The 24,463-nt window shown below is 58.2% G+C and carries 19 protein-coding genes; 7 read left to right on the forward strand and 12 right to left on the reverse strand.

What is annotated here, in order from left to right:
* Positions 1-18: 18 nt before the first annotated feature.
* From ACLI1O_RS08145 to ACLI1O_RS08185, 9 genes are all read right to left on the reverse strand, one after another.
* Positions 19-1,122: a glycosyltransferase family 4 protein gene (locus ACLI1O_RS08145; RefSeq protein WP_239269952.1), complete on the reverse strand. Its 1,104-nt coding sequence runs from the start codon at positions 1,120-1,122 to the stop codon at positions 19-21.
* Positions 1,123-2,166 carry a C40 family peptidase gene (locus ACLI1O_RS08150; protein ID WP_239269953.1) on the reverse strand — a complete coding sequence of 348 codons (1,044 nt, stop codon included), beginning with the start codon at positions 2,164-2,166 and terminating at the stop codon, positions 1,123-1,125.
* A 121-nt stretch (positions 2,167-2,287) separates the two neighbouring features.
* Positions 2,288-2,917, reverse strand: a complete 630-nt coding sequence (locus ACLI1O_RS08155) for a C40 family peptidase (protein WP_239269954.1) — start codon at positions 2,915-2,917, stop codon at positions 2,288-2,290.
* Between the two features lie 1,632 nt (positions 2,918-4,549).
* Positions 4,550-6,172 carry a cytochrome b gene (locus ACLI1O_RS08160; protein ID WP_005278357.1) on the reverse strand — a complete coding sequence of 541 codons (1,623 nt, stop codon included), beginning with the start codon at positions 6,170-6,172 and terminating at the stop codon, positions 4,550-4,552.
* On the reverse strand, positions 6,172-7,392 hold the full coding sequence (locus ACLI1O_RS08165; RefSeq protein ID WP_239269748.1) for a ubiquinol-cytochrome c reductase iron-sulfur subunit: 1,221 nt from the start codon (positions 7,390-7,392) through the stop codon (positions 6,172-6,174). Before ACLI1O_RS08165 ends, ACLI1O_RS08160 begins: the two co-directional genes overlap by 1 nt.
* Positions 7,389-8,276 (reverse strand): c-type cytochrome, encoded by an 888-nt coding sequence (locus ACLI1O_RS08170; protein ID WP_239269747.1) that lies wholly within the window; start codon positions 8,274-8,276, stop codon positions 7,389-7,391. Before ACLI1O_RS08170 ends, ACLI1O_RS08165 begins: the two co-directional genes overlap by 4 nt.
* 56 nt (positions 8,277-8,332) lie before the next feature.
* Positions 8,333-8,917 carry a heme-copper oxidase subunit III gene (locus tag ACLI1O_RS08175; protein WP_197719670.1) on the reverse strand — a complete coding sequence of 195 codons (585 nt, stop codon included), beginning with the start codon at positions 8,915-8,917 and terminating at the stop codon, positions 8,333-8,335.
* A 566-nt stretch (positions 8,918-9,483) separates the two neighbouring features.
* Positions 9,484-9,915 (reverse strand): cytochrome c oxidase subunit 4, encoded by a 432-nt coding sequence (locus ACLI1O_RS08180; protein ID WP_023023132.1) that lies wholly within the window; start codon positions 9,913-9,915, stop codon positions 9,484-9,486.
* A 19-nt stretch (positions 9,916-9,934) separates the two neighbouring features.
* The gene (locus ACLI1O_RS08185) at positions 9,935-11,008 is read right to left on the reverse strand and encodes a cytochrome c oxidase subunit II (protein WP_239269746.1); all 1,074 of its coding nucleotides are present in this window, start codon (positions 11,006-11,008) and stop codon (positions 9,935-9,937) included.
* Between the two features lie 388 nt (positions 11,009-11,396).
* Here ACLI1O_RS08185 and asnB point away from each other — a divergent pair, with 388 nt between their 5' ends.
* Positions 11,397-13,319, forward strand: a complete 1,923-nt coding sequence (gene asnB, locus ACLI1O_RS08190) for an asparagine synthase (glutamine-hydrolyzing) (protein WP_284772037.1) — start codon at positions 11,397-11,399, stop codon at positions 13,317-13,319.
* A 92-nt stretch (positions 13,320-13,411) separates the two neighbouring features.
* Here asnB and ACLI1O_RS08195 read toward each other — a convergent pair whose 3' ends face one another.
* The gene (locus ACLI1O_RS08195; RefSeq protein ID WP_005283948.1) at positions 13,412-13,756 is read right to left on the reverse strand and encodes a HesB/IscA family protein; all 345 of its coding nucleotides are present in this window, start codon (positions 13,754-13,756) and stop codon (positions 13,412-13,414) included.
* A 142-nt stretch (positions 13,757-13,898) separates the two neighbouring features.
* Between ACLI1O_RS08195 and ACLI1O_RS08200 the strand changes: the two genes are divergently transcribed.
* Together ACLI1O_RS08200 and ACLI1O_RS08205 are read left to right on the forward strand one after the other, a co-directional pair.
* The gene (locus ACLI1O_RS08200) at positions 13,899-14,579 is read left to right on the forward strand and encodes a DUF3043 domain-containing protein (protein WP_239269744.1); all 681 of its coding nucleotides are present in this window, start codon (positions 13,899-13,901) and stop codon (positions 14,577-14,579) included.
* 12 nt (positions 14,580-14,591) lie between these two features.
* Positions 14,592-15,368 (forward strand): nicotinate-nucleotide--dimethylbenzimidazole phosphoribosyltransferase, encoded by a 777-nt coding sequence (locus tag ACLI1O_RS08205; RefSeq protein ID WP_239269743.1) that lies wholly within the window; start codon positions 14,592-14,594, stop codon positions 15,366-15,368.
* Between the two features lie 45 nt (positions 15,369-15,413).
* On the opposite strand, the gene ACLI1O_RS08210 is transcribed toward ACLI1O_RS08205, so the two are convergent.
* Positions 15,414-16,508 carry a branched-chain amino acid aminotransferase gene (locus ACLI1O_RS08210; protein WP_239269742.1) on the reverse strand — a complete coding sequence of 365 codons (1,095 nt, stop codon included), beginning with the start codon at positions 16,506-16,508 and terminating at the stop codon, positions 15,414-15,416.
* 105 nt (positions 16,509-16,613) lie between these two features.
* Here ACLI1O_RS08210 and ACLI1O_RS08215 point away from each other — a divergent pair, with 105 nt between their 5' ends.
* Together ACLI1O_RS08215 and ACLI1O_RS08220 are read left to right on the forward strand one after the other, a co-directional pair.
* Positions 16,614-18,110, forward strand: coding sequence for a leucyl aminopeptidase (locus ACLI1O_RS08215; protein WP_239269741.1), 1,497 nt, complete (start codon positions 16,614-16,616; stop codon positions 18,108-18,110).
* Positions 18,111-18,148: 38 nt separating this feature from the next.
* Positions 18,149-18,685: an isochorismatase family protein gene (locus ACLI1O_RS08220; protein ID WP_239269740.1), complete on the forward strand. Its 537-nt coding sequence runs from the start codon at positions 18,149-18,151 to the stop codon at positions 18,683-18,685.
* A 5-nt stretch (positions 18,686-18,690) separates the two neighbouring features.
* Here the strand turns inward: ACLI1O_RS08220 and ACLI1O_RS08225 are convergent, their stop codons facing one another.
* Positions 18,691-19,101: a hypothetical protein gene (locus ACLI1O_RS08225; RefSeq protein WP_005283964.1), complete on the reverse strand. Its 411-nt coding sequence runs from the start codon at positions 19,099-19,101 to the stop codon at positions 18,691-18,693.
* Between the two features lie 125 nt (positions 19,102-19,226).
* Here ACLI1O_RS08225 and sucB point away from each other — a divergent pair, with 125 nt between their 5' ends.
* Positions 19,227-21,320 carry a 2-oxoglutarate dehydrogenase, E2 component, dihydrolipoamide succinyltransferase gene (sucB, locus tag ACLI1O_RS08230; RefSeq protein WP_284849666.1) on the forward strand — a complete coding sequence of 698 codons (2,094 nt, stop codon included), beginning with the start codon at positions 19,227-19,229 and terminating at the stop codon, positions 21,318-21,320.
* A gap of 297 nt (positions 21,321-21,617) precedes the next feature.
* Positions 21,618-24,461, forward strand: a complete 2,844-nt coding sequence (gcvP, locus tag ACLI1O_RS08235; RefSeq protein ID WP_239269738.1) for an aminomethyl-transferring glycine dehydrogenase — start codon at positions 21,618-21,620, stop codon at positions 24,459-24,461.
* Positions 24,462-24,463: the final 2 nt, after the last annotated feature.

Genomic DNA, 24,463 nt, shown 5'->3' on the forward strand with positions numbered 1-24,463 from the left:
AACCGGGCCAGGGTCACATCAAGCCATAAGCTTTCTCAGCCGCTGCCCCATGATCTCCCAGCTCCAGTGCTTTTCAACGTCCCTGCGCCCCGCCTGCCCCATACGATCACGCATTTCTGGCGAGCGCAAGAGCTGCTTCAAGGCCTCCACGAGCTCATCGACGGACGCGCCCTTGACGACGATCCCCGTCTCTTCCGTAATGGTCTCCGGCGCTCCCCCAGAATCACCGGCAACGACCGGCAGCCCGCAGGCTTGTGCTTCCAGATAGACGATGCCCAGGCCTTCCACATCCAAGCCGCCGCCCCGGGTGCGGGCCGGCATGGCAAAAATATCTGCGGCATGAAGCGCGGTCTCAATGCTGGGGGCAGGCTGAATCACTGCATCGGGACAGTACACCTCTGCCAATTCTTGCAGTACGTCGTGATAGCGCCCGCGACCAATCAACATTAGCTGCGCATCGGGGAATTCTTCTCTGACCTGCGGCATCGCCCGCAATAATTGGTCTTGCCCCTTGCGCGGGACCAATCTGGAAATACAGACGATGGTTGGCCCGCTCACCTCGAACTCCGCTTTCGCGGCCGCGCGCTGCGCAGGGGTTGCGGGGGAAAGTGAATCTAGGCTGACCCCAGAAGGCAGGTGAGCCCACTCCGGGTGCGGACCAAACGGCCCGCGCAGGCGCCGTAGAGTGTAATCCGAGATATACGTAATGACATCGGCGTTATTGCCAATCAGCCGCAGGCATTGCCGGGCCAGTGGAACCATAGACCACCCCACCTCGTGGCCATGCGTCGTTGCCACCACGCGGCGCGCCCCCGCCTGCCGCGCGGCTTTTCCCATCAGCGCCAGCGGTGCCGCTGCACCAAACCACACAACCTCAATGGCCTCTTGCCGGATGATTTCCTGCATGCGGCGCATGGTGGCCGGGGTGGGCAGCATCACGCGGTGTGGCCACCGAATGACTTTGTAGGCGACAGAGGCGTCATAGTCCTCAGGTGGCTCTTGGGTCGAAGCGAATACTACGACATCGTCTGGGTTGAGCGCTTCTAGGTAGTCCCGCAGGTAGGACTGGATTCCTCCGACTTTGGGAGGAAAGTCATTCGTTACCAGCAGTATGCGGGCCACTTAGAATCGCGCAGTCCCCGAAATAGGCATCGAGTTGAGTGGCACGACCTGAACTGGCACGCCATAGGTCGAGGCGTGTACTACCTGGCCGTTGCCAATGTACATTCCGACGTGGGTAACTCCTGGGTAGTAGCCCACGATATCGCCGGGCTGCAGCTGATCCACCGGCACGGACGTGCCACCTGCAATTTGTGCTTGCGAGGTACGCGGAATGGTCTTTCCAATCTGCTGGTATGCCCAGTACATCAGGCCAGAGCAGTCGAACTGGTTCGGACCGGCAGAACCCCAGCCGTAGGGCGAACCCAACTTGGACAGAGCCGCAGAGCTAGCGCCATCGGCGATCTCTCCCAAGTCGAAATCCAGCTTATCCGTGCCGCCGAATTGTCCTTCCCAAGCTTCGCGCTGCTCATCGCTCAGCGCATCCACCTGAGCTTCGATATCTGCCTGCTGCTCTTCCAGCGCATCCTTTTGCTTTACCAGTTCATCGCGCTGCTTTTCGAGGTCCTTCTTTTCCTCGCGCACCTTTTTCGCAGCGTCAGCGGCTTCTTGCTGAACCGCTTCAGCCATTGAGGCTGCATCTGCCTTGGCATCGAGGGTGCGTTGCGCCTTGCGCGAAAGCGCGCCCAAGTATCCCATGCGCTCTACGGCGTCTGCTGGGTCTTCCGCAGCCAGCGCACCCGAAACGGCGGAACGGGAGTCTCCCCGGTAGCGAGACTGTGCCAAGTCGTCCACGCGGCCTTGCTGCGTGGAGACATCGCCCTGCGCGTCATGTACGCGTTTTTGGGCCTCTGCGGAGTCTTGCTCCGCTTGAGCGACCTCTTCTTCCTTGGCCGCGAGCTTATCTTCTAGCTCTTTGACTTCCTCATTCTTCGCCGAGACCTTTCGAGCAACCTCTCCGACGCGATCGACCAGATCATCGACGTTTTCAGAAGCAGACTCTTGGTTCGGTTCCGCCTCCTGCGCAATAACTTGCGGGAGGCCAGAAAGTGAAGTGACAGCGAGGACTGCGGTTAATGCGGCAGCTGGGAGCACACGTTTAGACACGAAAAGACCTTCAACTCAAAATTTTCAAAAATCAAATTTACTATAGCGGGTTTTAGCCGCCGTTGCACAACAAAACCCTTCCCTTTTTCACAAAGGGAAGGGCATGTCATATCACTGCCAATTAGAAGCGCACGGCATTGTTAATCGGCATGTAGTTCAAGTCGCGCTCCTGCACAGGGGTGCCGGAGTTAAGCGCGTCAATGATGGTCCCGTTGCCGGTGTAGATACCGACGTGGGAAGCGCCACCGTAGTAGGAAATGATGTCACCAGGCTGGAGCTGGTCCAAGGAAACAGGGGTACCGCCAGCAGCCTGAGCCTGGGAGGTACGCGGAATCTGAACGCCAGCCTGGGAGTAAGCCCAGCTGGTCAAACCGGAGCAGTCGAAAGCGTTCGGGCCAGCAGCGCCATAAACGTACGGCGAGCCAAGGACGGAGCGTGCAGCTTCCAGAGCCTTCTGACCAACGGTGGACGGGGCCGGAGCAGCCTGCTGCTCTGCAGCAGCGACGAAGTCGTCGCCACCCTGGTTGGAAACCTGGCCCAAGGACGGGACGTACTTGTCAATGTTTGGGACCTGGTCAATGTTCGGGACGTTTTCCAGACCGGCAACCTCGAAACGGTAGTCGGTATTAGGAACAACGACCTCGGCAGCCTGAGCGACGCCCGGGGCGGCGACAGCTGCGGTTGCAGCGATAGCTGCAGTAGATGCGATACGACGGGTATTTACAGTGCCCTGACGACGGTGCTTTGCCACGAGAAAAACTCCAAATCTTCCTACGCGTCTACTTTCCTTGTAGAAAAGCTCTGACCCTAGGGCCTAGTGTTCATTAGAAGACCGTTCCTTTAGGCCTTCCTCCACTCGGCCCCTCACTAGGAGGAGCCAGATGCGACGCTTTAAATTTTCATTTCCTATTGAGCACCTTTCGGGCGGTAACTCAATGTCTCGAATAGGTTACGAAATCATCACAATCAATGTCCATTCACTACCCCGGATCTAGCTTTGTTACACGTTCGTTATCTTATTTTGACCAAGCCGAGACAAACCGGACCTGTCGAAGATTCAATAAAGCTATTACTGATTTTTAAGGCCCCTACACTGGGACAATAGCCTAGGCGTACCCCACCTCCGGCGGTTACTCGTTCCATAAACGAGGGCTTCAACAAGTTCAAAAATTATATTTGGTGACTTTAGACACATACTATGTGTGACAATCACTTTCGTACCATCAGCCCCGTCCTTTAACGCCCTCTGATCGCGTAAAACCGGCCGCCCTATGCAGCGGTACCCCCTCCGGGGTTTTACTGAACCCGCGAGCCTATTGCGCGTTAAACCTAGGGGCCCATCCCCCGGCTTGTTGCCAAGCACTGGGCCCTGTTAGGTAACGCCGCTTCCACTACCCACCGGGCAAAGGAGGATGAGTCTAGCCCGGTCCCTCGCTTTACGGCGTGCGCCCCTATAGAAAGGCCTTGGTCCGCCTAGTCATTGCAGCGGCCGGCAATACTTGTTTTAAAGGTCCGGCACGAACGAAAACCTCACTGCAGTATCTAAGGGCGGAGAATAACGCCTACTCTTCGCGCTCCGAGGAACGGTCGCCTGCCGGCTCCCGACGAGTCTCAAGCCAAGTGTCTGCACAGAGCACGGTGCTCTTAAATTACCCAGGCGAAATGGCGAAGAGGATACGAACGTGGATCCTGCGACTGCTCATGGAGACGATACGCTCGAAGAGTCCTGGCATCGGCAAAAAGCTGTAGCAAAGGACCTAGGTAAGTCTCACGCTTCTAGTGGTGATGACTACAGCAGAAAAGCTGCCAATAAGAACTGTGCTAACTGTGTCCAAAAGTGAAGCAACGGGAAAAGAACACATGAGGGCTGGAGGGTGTGCAATAGCTATTCCGAAGCCCTGAAGACCACGTTTAAAGGCAAATGCCGGCTATGGACTCGTTTGAAGGCCCTCATTACGGAAATCTTCCATCCCAGGCTCAGTGGCAACCTCATGCTCCTAGGACGGCTACCCTACTGCTAACTAACAGGGCTGGCGCTATTGCCCACCGCTAGACAAGGCGTTTCCGCGTGAGCCGGCGTTTGTCGGTACTTCCATTCCCGTATGTGAAGGACGACGAAGTTCTTACCTCCTAGGTTGACCCCGCGTTTGTGCGAGGCCATCTACCAAGTTATTTCAGGCAAATATCCGGTTTTCGCCCAAAAGAGACAGTCCCAGGATGTCTGCATTATGTGCCGACTCCTAGCTCGATAGCCCAGCAACAGTAAGCCGCGATTCCTTAAAAAGCGACGGTCCCAAAACTGAAACGAGCCCGCTTACCACCAAGTATTGGTGGCTTAGCGGGCTCGTTTAGTGAGCGTGTATCGAGCTAACCCAAGGAAAGGTTAGATGCGACCGTTTTCCTCGTCATCACGGCGGTTGGCCTCGTTGAGGCGACGGAACATCTCCGCTTCCTCTTCGTGGTTCTCCTCGTGAATCTCGTGAACGCGGCGCATGAGTTCCGGATCGTCCGGGCTGAAGGTGCCCTGAATCTCGGAGTCAGCGTAACCGAGGTGGTTAAGCTGCTTCGGCACCTGAGCGCCTGCGTACTCAAGCGGTACTGCGTGGCCGTGCTCATCAACCGGGCCGAGCGGCTGGTGGACCTCAATGAAGGCACCGTTAGGCAGCTGCTTGATGACACCGGTAGCAATACCGTGCTCGAGCACCTCGCGGTCAGAGCGCTGGAGACCAACGCAAATGCGGTAGGTCATAAAGTAAGCAATCGGCGGCAGGACAATCAGGCCGATACGTCCGACCCAGGTCATCGCATTCAACGAAATCTGGAAGAAGTGCGCAACGTGGTCGTTACCACCGGAGAGAGTAACCAGCAGGAAGAACACGATTGCTGCTGCACCGATTGCAGAACGCGTAGGAACGTCACGCGGTCGCTGCAGAAGGTTGTGGTGCGCATCGTCACCAGTGAACTTCTTCTCCAGGAACGGGTAGGTGATAAGCAGCACGACCATCAGGCCACACAACAGCGCGACCCAGAAGGCGGAAGGAATCGTGTAGTTACCCAGGTACAGCTCCCAAGCAGGCATGACACGAGCCACACCGTCTGTCCAGAGCATGTAGATATCGGGCTGAGAACCTGCAGAAACCTGAGATGGGTTGTACGGACCAAGCAACCAGATGGCGTTGATGGTCAGCACACCGGACATCAGAGCCAGGACACCAGCGACCATCATGCCCATACCAATTGCCTTGGTGGCGAAGACCGGCATAATGCGGACGCCGACAACGTTATTCTCTGCGCGACCCGGTCCAGGGAACTGGGTGTGCTTCTGGAACCAAACCATGATCAAGTGGGCTGCAATGAGGCCCAGGATGATGCCTGGGATAACCAGAACGTGGAGGATGTAGAAGCGGTCCAGCATCAGGTCGGACGGGAAGTCGCCGTTGAAGATGGCCCAGTGCAGCCAGGTACCGATAATCGGCAGACCCAGGATGATGGCGGACATAATGCGCAGACCGACACCGGAAAGCAGGTCATCCGGCAGGGAGTAACCGAGGAAGCCCTCGATCATGCCCAGCAGGATAAGGGTGCAACCAATAATCCAGTTGGCTTCGCGCGGGCGACGGAAAGCACCGGTGAAGAAGATGCGCAGCATGTGCGCAACCATCGACATCATGAACAGCAGGGCTGCCCAGTGGTGCATCTGGCGAACAAAGAGACCGCCACGCACCTCGAAGGAAATATCGAGTGCGGTTGCATAGGCGCGCGACATCTCAACACCGTTCAGCGGTGCGTAGGTGCCGTCGTAGATGACCTTCGTAATGGAAGGATCGAAGAAAAGCGCTAGGTATGTACCGGTTAGTAGAAGAATGATGAAGCTGTACAGCGCCATCTCACCGAGCATGAAGGACCAGTGGGTCGGAAAGACCTTGTTTAGCTGCGTCCTTAGCACGCCGGCGGCGCTGTAGCGCTCGTCCATGTTGTTGCCCATTTGGGCGAGTTTATTGCTCATTATGACTTACGCTCCCAGAATGCCGGACCGACAGGCTCAATGAAGTTGCCCTCTGCAACAAGGTAGCCCTCATCGTCCACCGTGATAGGCAGCTGTGGCAGAGCACGGGCGGCCGGGCCGAAGACCGGCTTACCGTAGTGCAATGCGTCGAACTGCGACTGGTGGCAGGGGCACAGGATTCGGTTGGTTTGTGCCTCGTACAAGGAAGTTGGGCAACCAATGTGAGTACAAATCTTGGAGTAGGCGTAGTAATCGCCGTGGTGGAAGTCTTCCTGTCCCTCACGCTCGATTGCCTTCTGCGCATCGGAGTGGCGCAGACGAATCAACATCACCGCGTTGCGGTTGCCGTGGATGGAGTGCATGTGGTGTTCGTACACGTCGCGCTTAGCGTCGTACTGGTCACCGTCGTTGACGTCTTCTTCCGCAAGCGGGAAGACGGTCTCCATGCCACCGGCGGCCAAGTCCTCAGGGCGAACGCGCACAAGGCGGGTAACGCCTTCGGTGGTGTAGTGCTCTCCGGACTCACCAGAGTGCTTCTCAGCGATGGTGCCGGTGTCACGAGCGAGGTAAAGCTTTACGCCCTTCTCGTACATGGTCCAACCGGAGGTCCACAGCGTGCCGTCACCGGCGTAGTTCACCTCGTGGCGAACCTTCCATGGATTACGGATTGCGCCGCCCAGCGGAGCAATAACAGTCAAGCCGAAGAGTACGCCCGCACCACCGAGCAGACCTTGGATGGTCTTACGGCGGCCAAGAGTGGAGGTCTTCCACGAGTCGTTCAAGAGAGCGGTAAGAGTACGACGGTCAACTTCTTCCGAAGGGCCATCGTGGCGACGCTGCACGGAAATCTCTTCCGGCAGAATCTTTTTGACGTACTGCACGATGGCAAAGCCGAGTCCAAAAATGGACAGTGCGGCGGTAATGCCAAGCAGCGGGGTGTAGAGAGTATGCCAAACAAGGCCGTCCTCCCCTAGCTGCTTGTACTGCCAAGGCCAGAAGAGGTAAACAGCCAAGAAGCCCAATCCGCCGATAGCGGAGATTGCCAACCAGATGGCGACATTGCGCCCCGCGCGCTTATCTGCGGGGTCACCTTCAACCGGGTAGCGCTCCTTGCGGAACGCTACGGTGACATCATCGAGCTCGGTACCAAGTGCAGCAAGTTCATCATTGCTCATCTTATCGAGCTCTGCGTCAGTGTAATTCTTTTTCACATTGCTCATGAGCGCGATCCAATCCACATAGCAGCGGCGCACAGGGCGCTGATACCGATAATCCACATTGCCAGGCCTTCAGCCACTGGGCCGAGACCGCCAAGATCCCAACCGGCAGGAGACGGAGTCTCTTCCGCAGACTTCAAGTAGGCGATGATGTCCTTCTTTTCGTCTGCAGTCAGCTGGCGGTCAGAGAACTTTGGCATGTTCTGCGGACCGGTCAACATTGCCTGGTAGATCTCCTGCTCGTTAGCGGGCGCGAGCTCAGGAGCGTATTTACCGGAGGACAGCGCGCCGCCCTGGCCGGTGAAGTTGTGGCAGGATGCACAGTTCATGCGGAACAGCTCGGAGCCCTTAGCAACGTCTTCGGCCTGAATCTGACCATTGTAGTTAGCGCCACGAAGGGATTCCTGAGCAATGCTTCCATCATCGTTGTAGACGATGTCCGAGCCGCCGCCGTTAGCTGCAACATAAGCGGCCAGCGCCAAGGTCTGCTGCTCGGTGTAACGAGGAGCCTTGCGCTCTGCCTGAGCGTCGTTGGACATCATCGGCATACGCCCAGAGTGAACTTGGAAGTACACAGAGCCGGCTCCGATACCTACGAGAGAGGGGCCACGGCCTTCGATGCCCTGCAGATTGGCACCGTGGCAGGTGATACAAGCGGTGTCGTAGATGTCCTTACCCTCTTGCACGAGGGCTTGATCATCTTTTTCCGCCGTAGCGACCTGAGCGTCGGGCGTCAAGGCAGAGGCCAAGACGCCAGCGCCAGTCAAACCGATGGCCAAAGCAAAGCCACCTGCAAGGGTGCGCTTCGCCTTGCGGCGACGGCGGGTCTTCTTAGCCGCGACAGTGGTCTGCTCCACTGACTCGGACTGCGAATTGTTATCCATCATTTTCCTTTAGATAACTCGAACACGGGAGGACTGTTTTGGGGAGAGGTTCGCCGACACTACTGAATCAAGTAGATAACGGTGAACACACCGATCCACACAACGTCAACGAAGTGCCAGTAGTAGGACACTGCCATGGCGGCAGTTGCCTGTGCCGGCGTGAATTTAGATTTAGCGATACGGGCCAGGATGATTGCAAAGGAAATCAAACCGGCGGTTACGTGCGCAGCGTGGAAGCCGGTGATGATGTAGAACACCGAACCAAAGACGCTGGACTGTACCGTCACGCCTGCGTGAATCAACTCAGCCCACTCAAACGCCATGATGCCCAAGAAGACAACACCCAATACCAGCGTGATGGTGTACCAGAGTCGAAGCTTGTAAACGTCACCCCTTTCTGCGGCAAACACGCCGAACTGCGAGGTCACGGAGGAAGAAATCAACACTGCAGTAATGAGAAAACCCATTGGCAGGTTGATATGGGCAGTGTGCTCCGCCCAATCGCCTTCCTGGCCGTTCGCTCGCGAGGTGAACCACATCGCGAACAGTCCGGCAAAGAACATCAATTCCTGAGACAGGAACACGATGGTGCCCACGCTGACCATATTGGGTCGGTTCAGCGAGGCAACACGTGGTGCTGTCATACCTTGGTTAGAAACTACGCTCGTCACAGTGGTAATTATGGCCGTTCCGGACCCTAAAGTCACTTCAATTCCCCCCGCCTTCGCTAATCGTTTTTTACCGAATTGCCAGCCACCAATAAGGAAGCGTGTGGAACTCGCTATTAATAATTACCTGGGAACTTTTTCTATTCTCATCCGACGAGACATCAATGCAGGTGACGCCTGCAAACTTGAAGTTCTGTCACAATCCACTCCGCTGTAGCCGTCTCGGCCGCGACGGTTCAGCTCTCGTCCGCAACCGGTTTCGGCAATTTTCTTAGAGAGATAAATCACATGGTGGTTTTCGGGAAAAATGGCCCATTTGCAACTTTCGGTTGACCCCCACAGAAATAGCCGTTTACGTGCTGGTATGCACTTTTGCTGCCCACTTAAAACCTGGGCACAACCCCTCTCCCCCTCCTCTAAAAAAATTGGGCACCGCGGGAACTTTGCCCGTCGATTTCCGACGCAGATCGCCAAAGCCCTCCCCACCGAGGAATGGTGAGGAGGGCTGAGAAGTTTAGGCAGTGGCTGCGACTAGATGATTTCTAGTGCTTTTCCTTAGGCAGACCGTATTGCAAGGACAGGCCGGCGCAGGCAGCAATCAAGCACACGGCACCCAAGGCGATGAGCCAGTAGTACAGGAAGATGACGCCGAGGCCCAAGAAGCCGATGGAGCCTGCCATGGCCAGTGGCCAGATGGAGCTTGGGGAGAAGAAGCCCAAGATACCGGCGGAGTCCTCGGTCTCTGCTTCTTCCCAGTCTTCCGGCAGAACGTCGCTGCGGTTATCGGTGAAGTGCAGGTAGCCGCCCAGCATGAGGCAGAGCACGACGGAGAGAAACATACCCACGATGCCCACCCACTCGGCGCCGTAGAGGTAACCATCATCCTTCACGAGGGTGACGCCAAAGATATAAACAATCAGCGAGACGAAAAGGTAGGTCGCGATTGAGTAAAAGACTTTCGATGTTGCACGCATTGTGTAATGTCCTTATCTCTTATGCCGCGGTCTTAACGTAGTTGTCACCATCGGCGGTGTCACGCTCACCGGAGAACGGGTGGGTGGTAACTGCGTACGGATCCTGGCCGATTTCCTTCAGCGCCTCGGCGTTGGTGGCGTTCGGGTTCTTCTCACGGAAGTCCATGTAGGCATTGAAGTCCTCTGGGGACACAACGCGAACCTCGAAGTTCATCATGGAGTGGTAGGTACCGCACATCTCAGCACAGCGGCCGACAAAGGCGCCTTGCTTATCAATCGATTCGATCTGGAAGCTGCGTTCCTGGGCGTTGGCCTCAGGGTGTGCATAGACGTCGCGCTTGAACAAGAACTCCGGCACCCAGAACGCGTGAGAAACGTCAGCGGAAGCCAAACGGAACTCGATTGCGGTATCGGAAGGAAGTACCAGAACCGGAACCTCTTCGGTGGAGCCTACGGTCTCAATCTTGTTGTAGTTGAGGTAGGAAAGGTCACCCTTGGACTTACCGTGAATTGGGTTGGGATTGTCCACACCCTCAGGGTCATGGGCGGTCTTTTCCGCTTCAGCCTGACGTGCTTCGTCCGCACCGTTGTAGTTCTCACCGTTGACGTGGTTCTCGGCGTAGCCGAACTTCCAGTTCCACTGGAATGCCGTGACATCAACGGTGACCTTTGGATCCTTATCCAATGCGGTGACCTTCTGCTGGGTCTGCACCGTGAAGAAGAACAAGGTCATGATGATCAGGATTGGAACGATGGTCAATACCATTTCCAATGGCACGTTGTACTGCGTCTGGCGCGGGAATTCACCCTTTCCATCACGCTTTGCCTTCTTCGCGCTCCAGCGGAAAATTGCAGTAAGGAATAGGCCCCACATGATGAAGCCGACAATCCAAGCTGCAACCCAGACCCAGATCCAGAAGTTGTACATTGCTTCAGCCTCAGGGGTAACACCCTTTGGCCAACCGAATCCCAGGAGGTTCTCTACAGCAGTTGGCGCCTGAACGTCACAACCAGCCAGGGCGAGACCGCCTAGGGCAAGTGCGCCAGCTACGCCCGCCTTACGGGCGAAGGTGCGCTTATTACGCTGTCCCACGTGTGTTCTGCCTTTCTGTCCACACAAACTTCTCGAATACTCACAGAGCACCCTTACCCAATCAGAATAATGGATAAATGCTTGGTTCCCAGCCATTTTGAAACTTTAAAAGAAACCCAGCGCGCTCAATTTATATCCACGTTTCAGTAGGTTACCGCCCCACCTGCACAATGTTCCAACCGTACCCCCAGTCTGCGCTTTCACCATGTGCCTTAACTCACAAGGAACTATTCCGACCATCATACGAAAGTTCGCACCCTTACGGGGAAGCTTAATTTAAGCTTTTCTGCAGCTTCCTCCAAGCCGTGGCGCTTTCTGGTTTCCACCCCACGCACCGTAAAGTAGAACAACGAGCACCAGTCGCTTAATTAAAAGGAGCTATCTTTACATGTGCGGACTTCTTGGCATGCTCGCGGCCACCGGTGACGTGGACAAATATGTCGACGCGTTGGAGCGGTCGCTTCCTTGCATGCACCACCGCGGACCGGACGCAGCCGGTACTTGGCATGATGGCGACGCCGCCTTCGGCTTTAACCGCCTGTCCATTATTGACTTGGAACATTCCCACCAGCCCCTGCGCTGGGGCCCTGAGGACGAGCCAGAGCGGTATGCCCTTACCTTTAACGGCGAGATCTACAACTACGTTGAGCTCCGCGAAGAACTCAAGGCCTTGGGCTATACCTTCTATACGGAAGGCGATGGCGAACCCATTGCGGTGGGCTACCACCACTGGGGCAAGGACGTTGTCGAGCACCTCCGCGGCATGTTTGGCATCGTCATTTGGGATACCAAGACCAAGACCATGTTTGCCGCGCGCGACCATTTTGGCATCAAGCCGCTTTACTATGCCACCACGGACGCCGGCACGGTCTTTGCCTCCGAGATGAAGTGCATCTTGGACATGGCCGAGGACATTGGTCTAGAACTCAACCTTGACCGCCGCGCCATCGAGCACTACGTGGACCTGCAATACGTGCCGGAACCGGAATCTTTGCACGCCAATATTCGGCGCGTGGAATCCGGCTGCACGGTGACCTTGAAGCCGGGCGAGGAGGTCGTATCCGAGCGCTACTTCAAGCCGCGTTTCCCGGTCCAGCAGGTTCCAGAAGGCGAGGAACAACAGCTCTTTGACCGGATTGCAGAAGCGCTGGAGGATTCCGTCGCTAAGCACATGCGTGCCGATGTCACCGTGGGTTCCTTCCTCTCTGGTGGCATCGACTCCACCGCCATCGCTACCCTGGCCAAGCGCCACAACCCAGATCTGCTGACCTTTACTACTGGCTTCGAGCGCGAAGGCTATTCCGAGGTGGACGTGGCCGCGGAATCGGCGGCCGCCATCGGCGTGGAGCACATCGTCAAGATCGTCTCGCCGGAAGAATACGCCGAGTCGATTCCTAAAATCATGTGGTACCTGGATAACCCGGTGGCCGATCCTTCCCTCGTGCCGCTGTACTTCGTGGCCCAAGAAGCCCGCAAGCACGTCAAGGTGGTCTTGTCCGGTGAGGGTGCCGATGAGCTCTTCGGTGGCTACACCATCTATAAGGAACCGCTGTCCCTCGCGCCATTTGAGAAGATCCCTTCTCCCCTGCGCCAAGGCCTGGGCAAGCTCTCCCGCGTGCTGCCGGATGGTATGAAGGGTAAGTCCCTGCTTAACCGCGGCTCCATGACCATGGAGGAGCGCTACTACGGCAACGCACGCTCCTTTAACTTTGAACAGATGCAGCGCGTTATCCCATGGGCCAAGCGCGAATGGGATCACCGCGAGGTCACCGCGCCCATCTATGCGCAGTCGGAAGACTTTGACCCAGTAGCCCGCATGCAGCACCTTGACCTATTTACCTGGATGCGCGGTGACATCCTAGTCAAGGCCGATAAGATCAACATGGCCAACTCCTTGGAGCTGCGCGTGCCATTCCTAGATAAGGAAGTATTCAAGGTCGCAGAATCCATCCCGCATAACCTGAAAATCTCCCACGGCACCACTAAGTATGCGCTGCGCAAGGCCATGGAACAGATCGTTCCCGCGCACGTGCTCAACCGCAAGAAGCTGGGCTTTCCGGTTCCCATGCGCCACTGGCTGGCCGGCGACGAGCTCTACGGCTGGGCACAAGACACCATCAAGGATTCCCAGACCGAGGACATCTTCAATAAGAAGGAAGTCCTGGAGATGCTCAAGGAGCACCGCGATGGCGTCTCCGATCACTCCCGCCGCCTATGGACCGTGCTTTCAGTTATGATCTGGCACGGTATCTTTGTGGAAAAGCGCATCGACCCGCAGATCGAGCAGCGCGACTACCCGGTCAAGCTTTAAGCCGAACTGGGCAAAGTTCCACGCTGAGCTTTAAAGACATAAAAAGAGGGTGAGCGCCGCGAAGCGCTCACCCTCTTTCTTTATCCTTCTGTTTAGTTGAAGGAATCGCCACACGCGCAGGAGCCGGTAGCGTTCGGGTTATCGATGGTAAATCCCTGAGACTCGATGGTGTCAGCAAAGTCGATCTTGGCGCCGGTAAGGTATGGCACGGACATCTTGTCCACGACGAGCTTGATGCCACCCACCTCGTCGACCTTGTCGCCATCAAGGCTGCGGTCATCGAAGTAGAGCTGGTAGCGCAGGCCAGCGCAGCCGCCGGGCTGTACTGCGATGCGCAGGGATAGATCGTCGCGGCCTTCCTGATCAAGCAGGCCCTTTGCCTTTGCGGCTGCGGCCTCGGTCAGAATGACGCCGGTTTCGGAAACTGGAGCGGTCATCACTTCTCCTCAAATGTGTCTTGGTTGCGTAGCCACTACCCTACCCGCATCTACAAGGAGGGAAAAGGTAGCCCATAGTAATAACAACGCCGTGGGCGGGCCTATTCCCCTCTTGGGGCCGAAACCTTGTAGTCTGATCAGCGTGAAACTTCCGTGGCAAAAAGATGACAAGACCTCCCCTGAACCCGCTCCCGTGCAGGAAGAAGTTCAGGAAAATACCCACCGCAAGGGGTATACCCCGCCGAAGGGTCGTCCCACGCCAAAGCGCCAGGAACAAGAAATCGCGCGCGGTGTGAAGCGCGATCCACATGGGGTATCCGATGCGCAGCGCTATAAGCGCCGCAAGGAACTCAAAAAGTCCATGAGCAAGGACGAATGGAAAGAATATAAAAAGCAAGAGCGCAAGGAGCGCAACCAGCGCAACCGCGAAAGCCAAGAGCGCATGGCCGAAGGCGATCCACGCTTCCTCCCAGCCCGCGATCAGGGCGAAGAGCGCGCCTACGTGCGCGATTGGATCGATGCCCGCCGTACGCTTTCGGAATGGGTAATGCCGATGGCGCTTGCCCTTATCGTCGTGGTCTTTGTGACCTATGCAGCTCCAAGCATCGCCGGCCTCATCAATGCTATTGCCATGGTGGTTATCCTCATCTTCGCCATCGACGGCATCTGGCTGGGTCGCCGCGCTAATAATGCTGTCCGCAAGAAGTTCCCCGGAACCACCGCCACCGGTTTTGGCCTGGGATTCTACGCGTTTTCCCGCGCCAGCCAGCCCCGCAAGTGGCGCATTCCTCGCCCGCGCGTAGAGCGCGGGGCCGACGTTTAAGGAAGCACACTGATGGCTGATTCCCTGCAGCTTTATCCCTATGGCCGGCTAAGCGATGCCGCACAGTGGCTCGCCGCCTGCCAAGATCGATCCCCCGCTTCCGAGCCACAGCGGGTGCGGGCCGTAATTTTCGCCGAGGACGGTGAAGGGATCCCCCTGGCCACGGAGACCGCGGCGCGGCGGGTTGGGGCCAGCATTAATTCTGTCACGGTGACGGATTGCTCCACCGCCTATGACTTAGGAGTGCAGGCGGCGGATGCGGAAATCGATGGCGGTGCGGATCTGCTTATTCCGGGCGGCATCGACAGCACGCAGGTTGCCGCAGCCGTCATGGGTGTCTTGGCTCAGGAGGAGCCGGTGGTGGTCGTCGGCAAGCAGCCGAGCGTCGAGGACTGGAAGACGAAGGTTGCGGCCATTCGCGATTCCATGTTTCGGATGCGCGATCTGACTGGGCGGGAGCTCATTAAGGCCTGCGGCTCCCCCGTATTGGCCGCGCTGGTGGGCTTTATGTCCCAGGCGGCTAGGCGGCGCACGCCCCTGCTTGTCGATGCCCCCTTAACCGCCACCGCCGCCGTATCCGCCGCCGCAGACACGCGGATCCATGACTGGCTCCTAGCTACCAACATCTCGCCGCAGCCGGCTCACCGGTTGGCCTTAAAGAAGCTGCGGCTGGATCCCCTGCTGGATCTGCAGATGGAGCCGGTGCCGGCGCTTGGCGCCTTGGCTGCCCTACCCCTTTTATTGCTGGGCGTAGAAATTACTGCGGACGCCGCGCAGGCAGAGGCCTAACTGCGCGGCGCAGGTCCTCCTCGCGCCGCGTTACACCGTGGCGTGCTAGACCAAAGTCTGCAACCAGCCGTGGGCATCCTCCACAGCACCGCGCTGGATACCGGTCAGGCGCTCGCGCAAGGCCATGGAGACCTCGCCGGCCTCGTTATTATTGACACTGAAGTCGATATCCTCACCAAGCACGCGCCCCACCGGCGTAATGACTGCGGCGGTACCGCAGGCAAAGGCCTCGGTCATCTTCCCTGATTCCACATCTCGCTGCCATTCTTCGGCGGTGATGCGCCGCTCGATTACCTTGTACCCCATGTCTTCGGCGACCTGCAGCAGGGACTGGCGGGTAATGCCGGGCAAAAGGGAGCCGGACAGCGCCGGGGTAACGATCTCGGCGTCGTCGCCGGTGCCGTAGACGAACATGAGGTTCATCCCGCCCATCTCTTCGATGTAGCGGCGTTCGATGGCATCCAGCCAGACCACTTGGTCACAGCCCTTTTCTTCGGCCTGGGCCTGCGCCAATAAAGAGCCGGCGTAATTGCCAGCGAATTTCGCGGCACCGGTTCCGCCCGGCGCGGAGCGGACATAGTCGGTAGACAGCCACACCGAAACAGGCTTAATGCCGCCACTGAAATACGCACCGGCGGGCGAGGCCAAGAGAATGAAACGATACGCATTAGCCGGGTGAACTCCTAGTGATACCTCGGTAGAAATCATAAAGGGGCGCAGGTAGAGCGATGCTTCCCCGCCGGCCTCTGGAACCCAGCTCTTATCGATGTCCACCAGCTGGCGCAGCGCCTCGATGAACTCTTCTTGCGGTAGCTCGGGCATCGCCAAGCGCTGCGCCGAATTAATAAAGCGTTGCGCGTTTTGATCGGGGCGGAAGGTCACGATGGAGTCATCGGGCTGGCGGTAGGCCTTAATGCCCTCGAATACGGCCTGGCCGTAGTGGAAGACGTTGCTCGCCGGGTCCATCGTGAGTGGGCCGTAGGGGCGGACTTGCGCGTCGTGCCAGCCCTTGTCCGTGGACCAATCAATGGTAACCATGTGGTCCGTAAAGTGCTGGCCAAAGCCGGGATTGGCCAGGATTTTATCTAAATCTGCTGCCGCCGTTGGTTGATTCGTACGGGTAATCGTGTAATCAAGCATGACCACAATCTACTCCTTTTATCTATAGCTGGGTAGGAATATGTTCACTTTAGCGCGGTATCATGGGCAGAAGTTTCATTAGTACCAATTAAAAAGGAGGATTTTATGTCTCAGCACGATGGACCCGCACGTGGGGCGTTTCCGGAACTTAAGCTAGAAAAGAAGGCCCCGAAGAATGCCCAGGCGCTACTCATCGCGGCATTCGAAGGTGAAGACAACATTGAACTTCCAGGGACTTCGCTGCTCAAGCCGGCCGCGCTGCGCGAAGCATACGAGTCCTTCATTGCCGTGGGGGCAACCGGTAAGGCCAATGAGGTCACCCGCATCCCGGCGCCTGAGAAGGCAGAGGTCGATTCCATCATCGCCGTCGGCCTAGGCGATGCCGAGGACCTCGATGCAGAAACCTTGCGCCGCGCCGCCGGCAGCGCCGCACGTTCGATTTCCAAGCTGGAAAAGGTGGCCACCTCCTTGGGCGATTTTGGCATCGCACCCACGGTAGAGGGCCTTACCTTGGGCGGCTACAAGTTCAAGGGGCTTCGTTCTAAGTCCGGCAAGGATTCCGAGCAGCCCGCCGCCTTTACCGTGGTGGCAGAAAAGTCCGCCCGCGAGGAGTTCGAGGCGGCCAAGATCACAGCGGAGTCCGTGGTGATTGCCCGCGATCTGGTCAATACCCCGTCCAACCTGCTGTACCCAGAGTCTTATGCAGACTTCCTCTCCGACCAGGCTAAAGAGGTTGGCCTCGAGGTAGAAATCCTGGATGAAAAGGCGCTGCAGAAGCAGGGCTTTGGCGGCATTACCGCCGTTGGCCGCGGTTCCGCTCGCCCGCCGCGCCTGGTGCGCCTGAGCTGGAACCCGAAGAAAGCGAAGAAGCACGTGGCGCTCGTGGGCAAGGGCATTACCTTCGATACCGGCGGCATTTCCTTGAAGCCGGGTTCTGGCATGTGGGACATGATTTCCGATATGGGCGGTTCCGCCGCCATGGCCGCCTCCATCATCGCTGCGGCCAAGCTCAACCTGCCGGTGAAGATCACCGCTACCCTGCCGCTGGCAGAAAACATGCCGGGCGATAACGCCACCCGCCCGGGCGATGTCATCACCCACTACGGCGGCATCACCTCTGAGGTTCTCAATACCGATGCGGAGGGCCGCCTCGTGCTTGCCGATGCCATCGCGCGCGCCAGCGAGGATAAGCCCGACTTCCTCATCGAAACCGCCACGCTAACCGGCGCCCAGATGGTCGCCCTAGGCGAGCGCACCGCCGGCGTCATGGGTTCAGAAGACTTCCGCGACCGGATGGCGGGCATCGGCCGCGAGGTCGGCGAAAATGCCTGGGCCATGCCGCTATTGGAAGAGCACGAAGAATCCGTGAAATCCGCCAGCGCCGATATCCGCAATATCAACGCCAAGCGCGAGGGAGGCATGGAATACGCCGGCACCTACTTAAAGCAGTTCGTGGGCGAGGGCATCGAATGGGCACATATCGATGTCGCTGGGCCTTCCTTCAATACCACCGGCGCTTATGGCTATACGCCAAAGATGGGTACGGGCGTTCCCACCCGCACCGTCATTGCTGCCCTGCGCGAGATTGCTGAATCAAAGTAATACCCCGCGCAGCCGCCTGAGCATAAAATGGCGGAGTTATGAACACTGCTTTAATCATCGTTGATGTCCAACACGATTTTTGCCCAGGCGGCGCGCTTGGCACCGATCGCGGCAACGAGGTTGCAGAGAAGATCTCTTCTTTGCAGACCGAGTATGACACCGTCGTTGCCACGCAGGACTGGCACATCGATCCGGGTTCCCACTTTGCTAAGGACCCGGATTTTATCGATTCTTGGCCGGTGCACTGCGTCGCCGATTCCTATGGGGCGCAGATGCACGAGACGATCGGTCCTGCGCAAGCATATTTCCGAAAGGGCGAATACACCGCCGCGTATTCCGGATTCGAGGGCGCGGCACACGGCGTTTTGCTGGCGGAGTGGCTGCGCGAGCACGATATCGACGCAGTAGATATCGTCGGCATTGCCACGGATCACTGCGTGCAGGCAACCGCGGCGGATGCTTTAAAGGAAGGCTTTTCCGTCCGCGTCTTAAGCGAGTATTGCTCTCCCGTTGATCCGGACCGCGGGGATGCCGCCTTGGCTAAGTTAGAAAAGGCCGGCGCCACCATCGTCTAGGCCGATTAACTTAAGTCCTGCCCCGAATCAGGGTTTTCGCCGCGCTCAAAGCGCGCGCGGCGAAGGCGCTGTTCTTCCCTTTTACGCAAGATACGTTGGCGTTCCATGCGCTCGCGCATGCGTTGGGGGTACCCGGTTTCTTCGACATCAAAAACGTCGCACTGCAATAGTTTTCCTACCGCGTCAATCCCCTTCGGCCCGCCGATGCGTCGGCGAATAAACTCACCCTTTTCATCCACAACGACCACGGACATTTCATTGACCACGGTCTCTGGCTCGATAAATGCCTCAATAAAAGCCTTATCGGCGGCCCACATTTTGAGTTCTTGTTCGTCTTCTGGGCGGATAGTTTCTCCCGGACCGCGGGGCGGTCGCAGTGGCGATCGGGACTTATTGCGGCGGAAGAGGTTGAACATAACCCACTAGTTTACCCGCATGGAGGGTATTACTAACCCCACTACTGCACGATGACGGTCATCACGCTGTAAGATTGTGCGGTAGCGATAGAATACTTCCAACTTTTCGAGGAGTCTTAAAACTCATGGCGAACTCCGTTGAGATGCCCGAGCTGGGCGAGTCCGTAACCGAAGGCACCATTACCCAGTGGCTTAAGTCCGTCGGCGACACCGTCGAGGTGGACGAGCCTTTGCTCGAGGTCTCCACCGACAAGGTCGACACCGAAATCCCCTCCCCCGTTGCAGGCACCATCCTAGAAATCAAGGCCGAAGAAGACGACACCATCGAGGTCGGCGAGGTCATCGCACTCATCGGTGATGAAGACGAGGCTGATTCCTCTTCCGATGACTCTGACGACTCCGACGATGACAAATCTGAGGACAAGGAAGAATCCAAGTCCGAGGAGAAGGAAGACAAGGACGAGAAGAAGTCCGGCTCCAGCTCCAAGGCTTCCGGCGAGACCACCGATGTCGAAATGCCAGAGCTCGGCGAATCCGTCACCGAAGGCACCATCACCCAGTGGCTCAAGTCCGTCGGCGACACCGTCGAGGTAGACGAACCACTACTCGAAGTCTCCACCGACAAGGTCGACACCGAAATTCCTTCCCCCGTTGCCGGCACCCTGGTAGAAATCCTCGCCGAAGAAGACGAAACCATCGAGGTCGGCGAAGCCATCGCCCGCGTCGGCGACGAAAACGCCGCACCATCCTCCGACGACTCTGACGACTCCGACGATGACAAGTCCGAAGACAAGGAAGAATCCAAGTCCGAGGAGAAGGAAGACAAGGACGAGAAGAAGTCCGGCTCCAGCTCCAAGGCTTCCGGCGAGACCACCGATGTCGAAATGCCAGAGCTCGGCGAATCCGTCACCGAAGGCACCATCACCCAGTGGCTCAAGTCCGTCGGCGACACCGTCGAGGTAGACGAACCACTACTCGAAGTCTCCACCGACAAGGTCGACACCGAAATTCCTTCCCCCGTTGCCGGCACCCTGGTAGAAATCCTCGCCGAAGAAGACGAAACCATCGAGGTCGGCGAAGCCATCGCCCGCGTCGGCGACGAAAACGCCGCACCATCCTCCGACGACTCTGACGACTCCGACGATGACAAGTCCGAAGACAAGGAAGAAACCAAGTCCGAGGACAAGAAGGAAGAGTCCAAGTCTGACGAGAAGAAGGAAGAGCCGAAGCAGGATTCTTCCCTGAACACCTCCGCCAAGGTCAACAACGGCGATAACGTTCCATACGTCACCCCGTTGGTGCGCAAGCTGGCTGATAAGCACGGCGTGGACCTCAACTCCATTGAGGGCACCGGTGTAGGCGGACGCATCCGCAAGCAGGACGTCTTGGCCGCTGCTGGCGAGGGCGATGCGAAGGCATCGGAAGGCGACGATAAGAAGGCTGCTGACTCCCCACGCGCACGCTGGTCCACCAAGTCCGTAGATCCGGAAAAGCAGGAGCTTATCGGCACCACCAAGAAGGTCAATCGCATCCGCGAAATCACCGCTACCAAGATGGTGGAAGCGCTGCAGATTTCCGCACAGCTTACCCACGTGCAGGAAGTCGACATGACTCCTATCTGGGATATGCGCAAGAAGAGCAAGCAGGCGTTCATTGATAAGTACGGCGCCAACCTGTCCTTCCTGCCGTTCATTGTGAAGGCCACCACTGAGGCTCTGGTTTCCCACCCGAACGTCAACGCCTCCTATGACCCAGAGACCAAGGAGATGACCTACCACGAGGATGTCAACGTCGCCATCGCCGTAGACACCCCGAAGGGTCTGCTCACCCCGGTCATCCACAAGGCACAGAACCTGTCCTTGCCGGAAATCGCGCAGCAGATTGCGGAGCTGGCTGATAAGGCCCGCAATAACAAGCTGAAGCCGAATGACCTGACCGGTGCCACCTTCACCGTGACCAATATCGGTTCCGAGGGCGCCCTGCTCGATACCCCGATCCTGGTTCCGCCACAGGCCGGAATCCTGGGTACCGCGGCTATCCAGAAGCGCGCCGTCGTGGTCAACGAGAACGGCCAGGATGCCATCGCCATCCGCCAGATGTGCTTCCTGCCATTCACCTACGACCACCAGGTCATCGATGGTGCAGACGCTGGTCGCTTCATCACCACCATCAAGGACCGCCTGGAGACTGCAGACTTCGAGGCTGACCTCGATATCTAAAGCAGTTAGCTAACTGGCATACCTCCCGCTCCTTCCACGCGAAGGGGACGGGAGGTTTTGTCGTGCCTGGGGTACTCCGCGGGGGTGTAGCGGGAGAACTTCCGGCACAAATATCAGAGGAGTTTTATCCCGGCACTACAGGACATATTTCACTAAGTGGGAGGTAAGCAGGCTACAACACATTTTCATCGGTGAGTTACTGCATAAAAGTTTGTCAAGGGCGCTGTTTTTACCGGTTATTAAACATATACTTAGGGGCGGTTAAGACCATTGCACCCGATGAAGGAGACCTCACAGATGGATTACATCTCCCGCCACCTAGGGCCGGATTCTGCCGAGCAGTCCGCCATGCTCGGGACGGTGGGCTACGACAGCGTGCAAGCGCTTGTCGATGCCGCCATTCCACCCAAGATCCGCGCTAAGGAACTTCCCCACCTGCCAGAAGCGCTCTCTGAAGACGGGGCACAGGCCGCTTTGCGGGAGTTCGCCAACCAAAACACTGTACTGAAGCCCTTCTATGGCCAGGGCTACTCGGACACCCTGACCCCGGCCGTCATCCGCCGCGGCCTGCTTGAGGATGCCGGCTGGTATACCGCGTATACCCCCTACCAGCCCGAGATTTCCCAGGGCCGCTTGGAGGCCTTGCTCAACTTCCAGACCATGATCGAGTCTTTGACGGGGCTGCCCATCGCGAATGCTTCCTTATTGGATGAGGCTTCCGCCACCGCCGAGGCGGTCGGTTTGATGTCGCGCGCGGTAAAGAAGGGCCGCCGCGTCGTGCTGGACTCCCGCCTCCACCCGCAGGTGCTTACCGTTGCCGCTGAGCGCGCCCGCGCCATTGACCTCGAAGTAGAGATCGTGGACGTGCGCGAGGGCTTGGTGGGCGAAGACCTCATCGGTGCTGTCATCGCCTACACCGGCACCGAAGGCGAGATTTTAGATCCCTCTGCCCTGATTGAAGAGCTGCACACCCGCGGCGCGCTGGCCTCCGTGGTCACTGACCCGCTGTCCCTGCTGCTTCTGGAAGGCCCCGGAAACTTGGGTGCCGATATCGTCTTGGGCTCGTCCCAGCGCTTTGGTGTGCCCCTCTTCTTCGGCGGCCCACACGCTGCCTACATGGCGGTAACGGATAAGCTCAAGCGCCAGATGCCGGGCCGCATCGTCGGCGTCTCCAAGGATGCCGATGGCCGCCCGGCCTACCGCTTGGCGCTGCAGACCCGCGAGCAGCACATCCGCCGCGAGCGCGCGACCTCCAATATCTGTACTGCCCAGGCCCTTTTGGCCAATGTCGCCTCGATGTACGCCGTCTACCACGGGCCAAAGGGCCTGAAGGACATCGCCGAGCGCGTGCACGGCTTGGCCTCCTCCTTCGCCCAGTCCATCGTGGATGCTGGCCTGGAGGTTACATCGCAGAGCTTCTTCGATACCGTCACCGTTAGCGGTGTCGACGCGCAGAAGATCAAGGCCGAACTGCAGGATGCGGGCTACTTGGTGCGCGCAATTGGCACCGACAAGGTATCCGTATCCTTCGGTGAATCCGCCACGCAGCGCGATGTCGCGCACCTGGCAGAGGCCTTCGGCGCCAGCCCGGCTGAAGCGAACTTTGACCTGCCGGAGAATCTGCAGCGCGCCGAGGAACCGCTGGAGCACGAGATTTTCCACTCCATCCATTCTGAGACCCAGATGCTGCGCTACCTGCGCAAGCTCGCGGACAAGGACTTGGCGCTGGACCGCTCCATGATTCCGCTGGGTTCGTGCACCATGAAGCTCAACCCCACCGCGGCTATGGAGCCCATCTCCTGGCCAGAATTTGCCGGCATCCACCCATATGCCCCGGAAGAAACCACGACGGGCTGGCGCGCACTGGTGGAAGAAATCGAAGGCTGGCTCGCCGAGCTTACCGGCTATGCCAAGGTCTCCATCCAGCCCAATGCCGGCTCCCAGGGCGAGTTGGCGGGCTTGCTGGCCATCCGCCGCTACCACGTGGCCAATGGCGATAATGAGCGCGATGTCGTGCTCATCCCGGCCTCCGCGCACGGCACCAACGCTGCCTCTGCGACCCTCGCAAACCTGCGCGTCGCCGTAGTCAAGACCGCCGAGGACGGCTCCATTGACGTCGCGGACCTGGAAGAAAAGATCGAAAAGCACGGCAACCACATCGCCGGCATCATGGTCACCTACCCCTCCACCCACGGCGTCTTCGACCCCGAGGTGCGCGATGTCTGCGATAAGGTGCACGCGGTCGGCGGCCAAGTCTACATCGATGGTGCCAACATGAACGCGCTGACCGGCTGGGCACGCCCGGGCGATTTCGGCGGCGATGTCTCCCACCTCAACCTGCACAAGACCTTCACCATTCCCCACGGTGGCGGCGGCCCGGGCGTTGGCCCGGTAGCGGTGGCAGAGCACCTCATCCCGTTCCTGCCCAGCGATGCCGCATCCCCTGAGCTGGACGCCACCGCGGAAACCCCGGTGAGCCAGGGCGTTCCCATTACCGGTAGCAAGTACGGCTCCGCCGGCGTCCTTCCCATTTCGTGGGCCTACCTGGCCATGACTGGCGCCGAGGGCCTTGCCGCCGCATCCGGCCACGCCGTATTGGGCGCTAACTACCTGGCAGCCTCGCTCAACGAGTACTTCCCCGTCCTCTACACCGGCAACGAGGGCTTGGTGGCGCACGAGTGCATCATCGATTTGCGCGAGCTTACCGATGCCTCCGGGGTCACCGCCGCCGATGTGGCCAAGCGCCTCATCGACTTCGGCTTCCACGCCCCCACCCTGGCCTTCCCTGTGGCCGGCACCTTGATGATTGAGCCCACCGAGTCTGAAGACAAGGGCGAGCTGGATCGCTTCGTCGAAGCCATGCGCACCATCCGCGCCGAAATCCAGGAGATCATCGACGGTGAGGTGGCCTACGAGGACTCCGTTATCCACCACGCACCGTTTACGGCTGAGTCGGTAGCAACCGATAACTGGGAGTACTCCTTCGGCCGCGACAAGGCCGCGTGGCCAGTCAAGTCCCTATTGCATAGCTACAAGTATTTCCCACCGGTTCGCCGCCTCGATGAGGCTTACGGTGACCGCAACCTGGTGTGCAGCTGCCCGCCGCCAGAAGCATTCGAGATCGACGATTCCGAGGAGTAACA

Origin of the sequence: Corynebacterium sp. LaCa78, assembly GCF_046717505.1 — a bacterium.
Taxonomy (GTDB): Bacteria; Actinomycetota; Actinomycetes; order Mycobacteriales; family Mycobacteriaceae; genus Corynebacterium.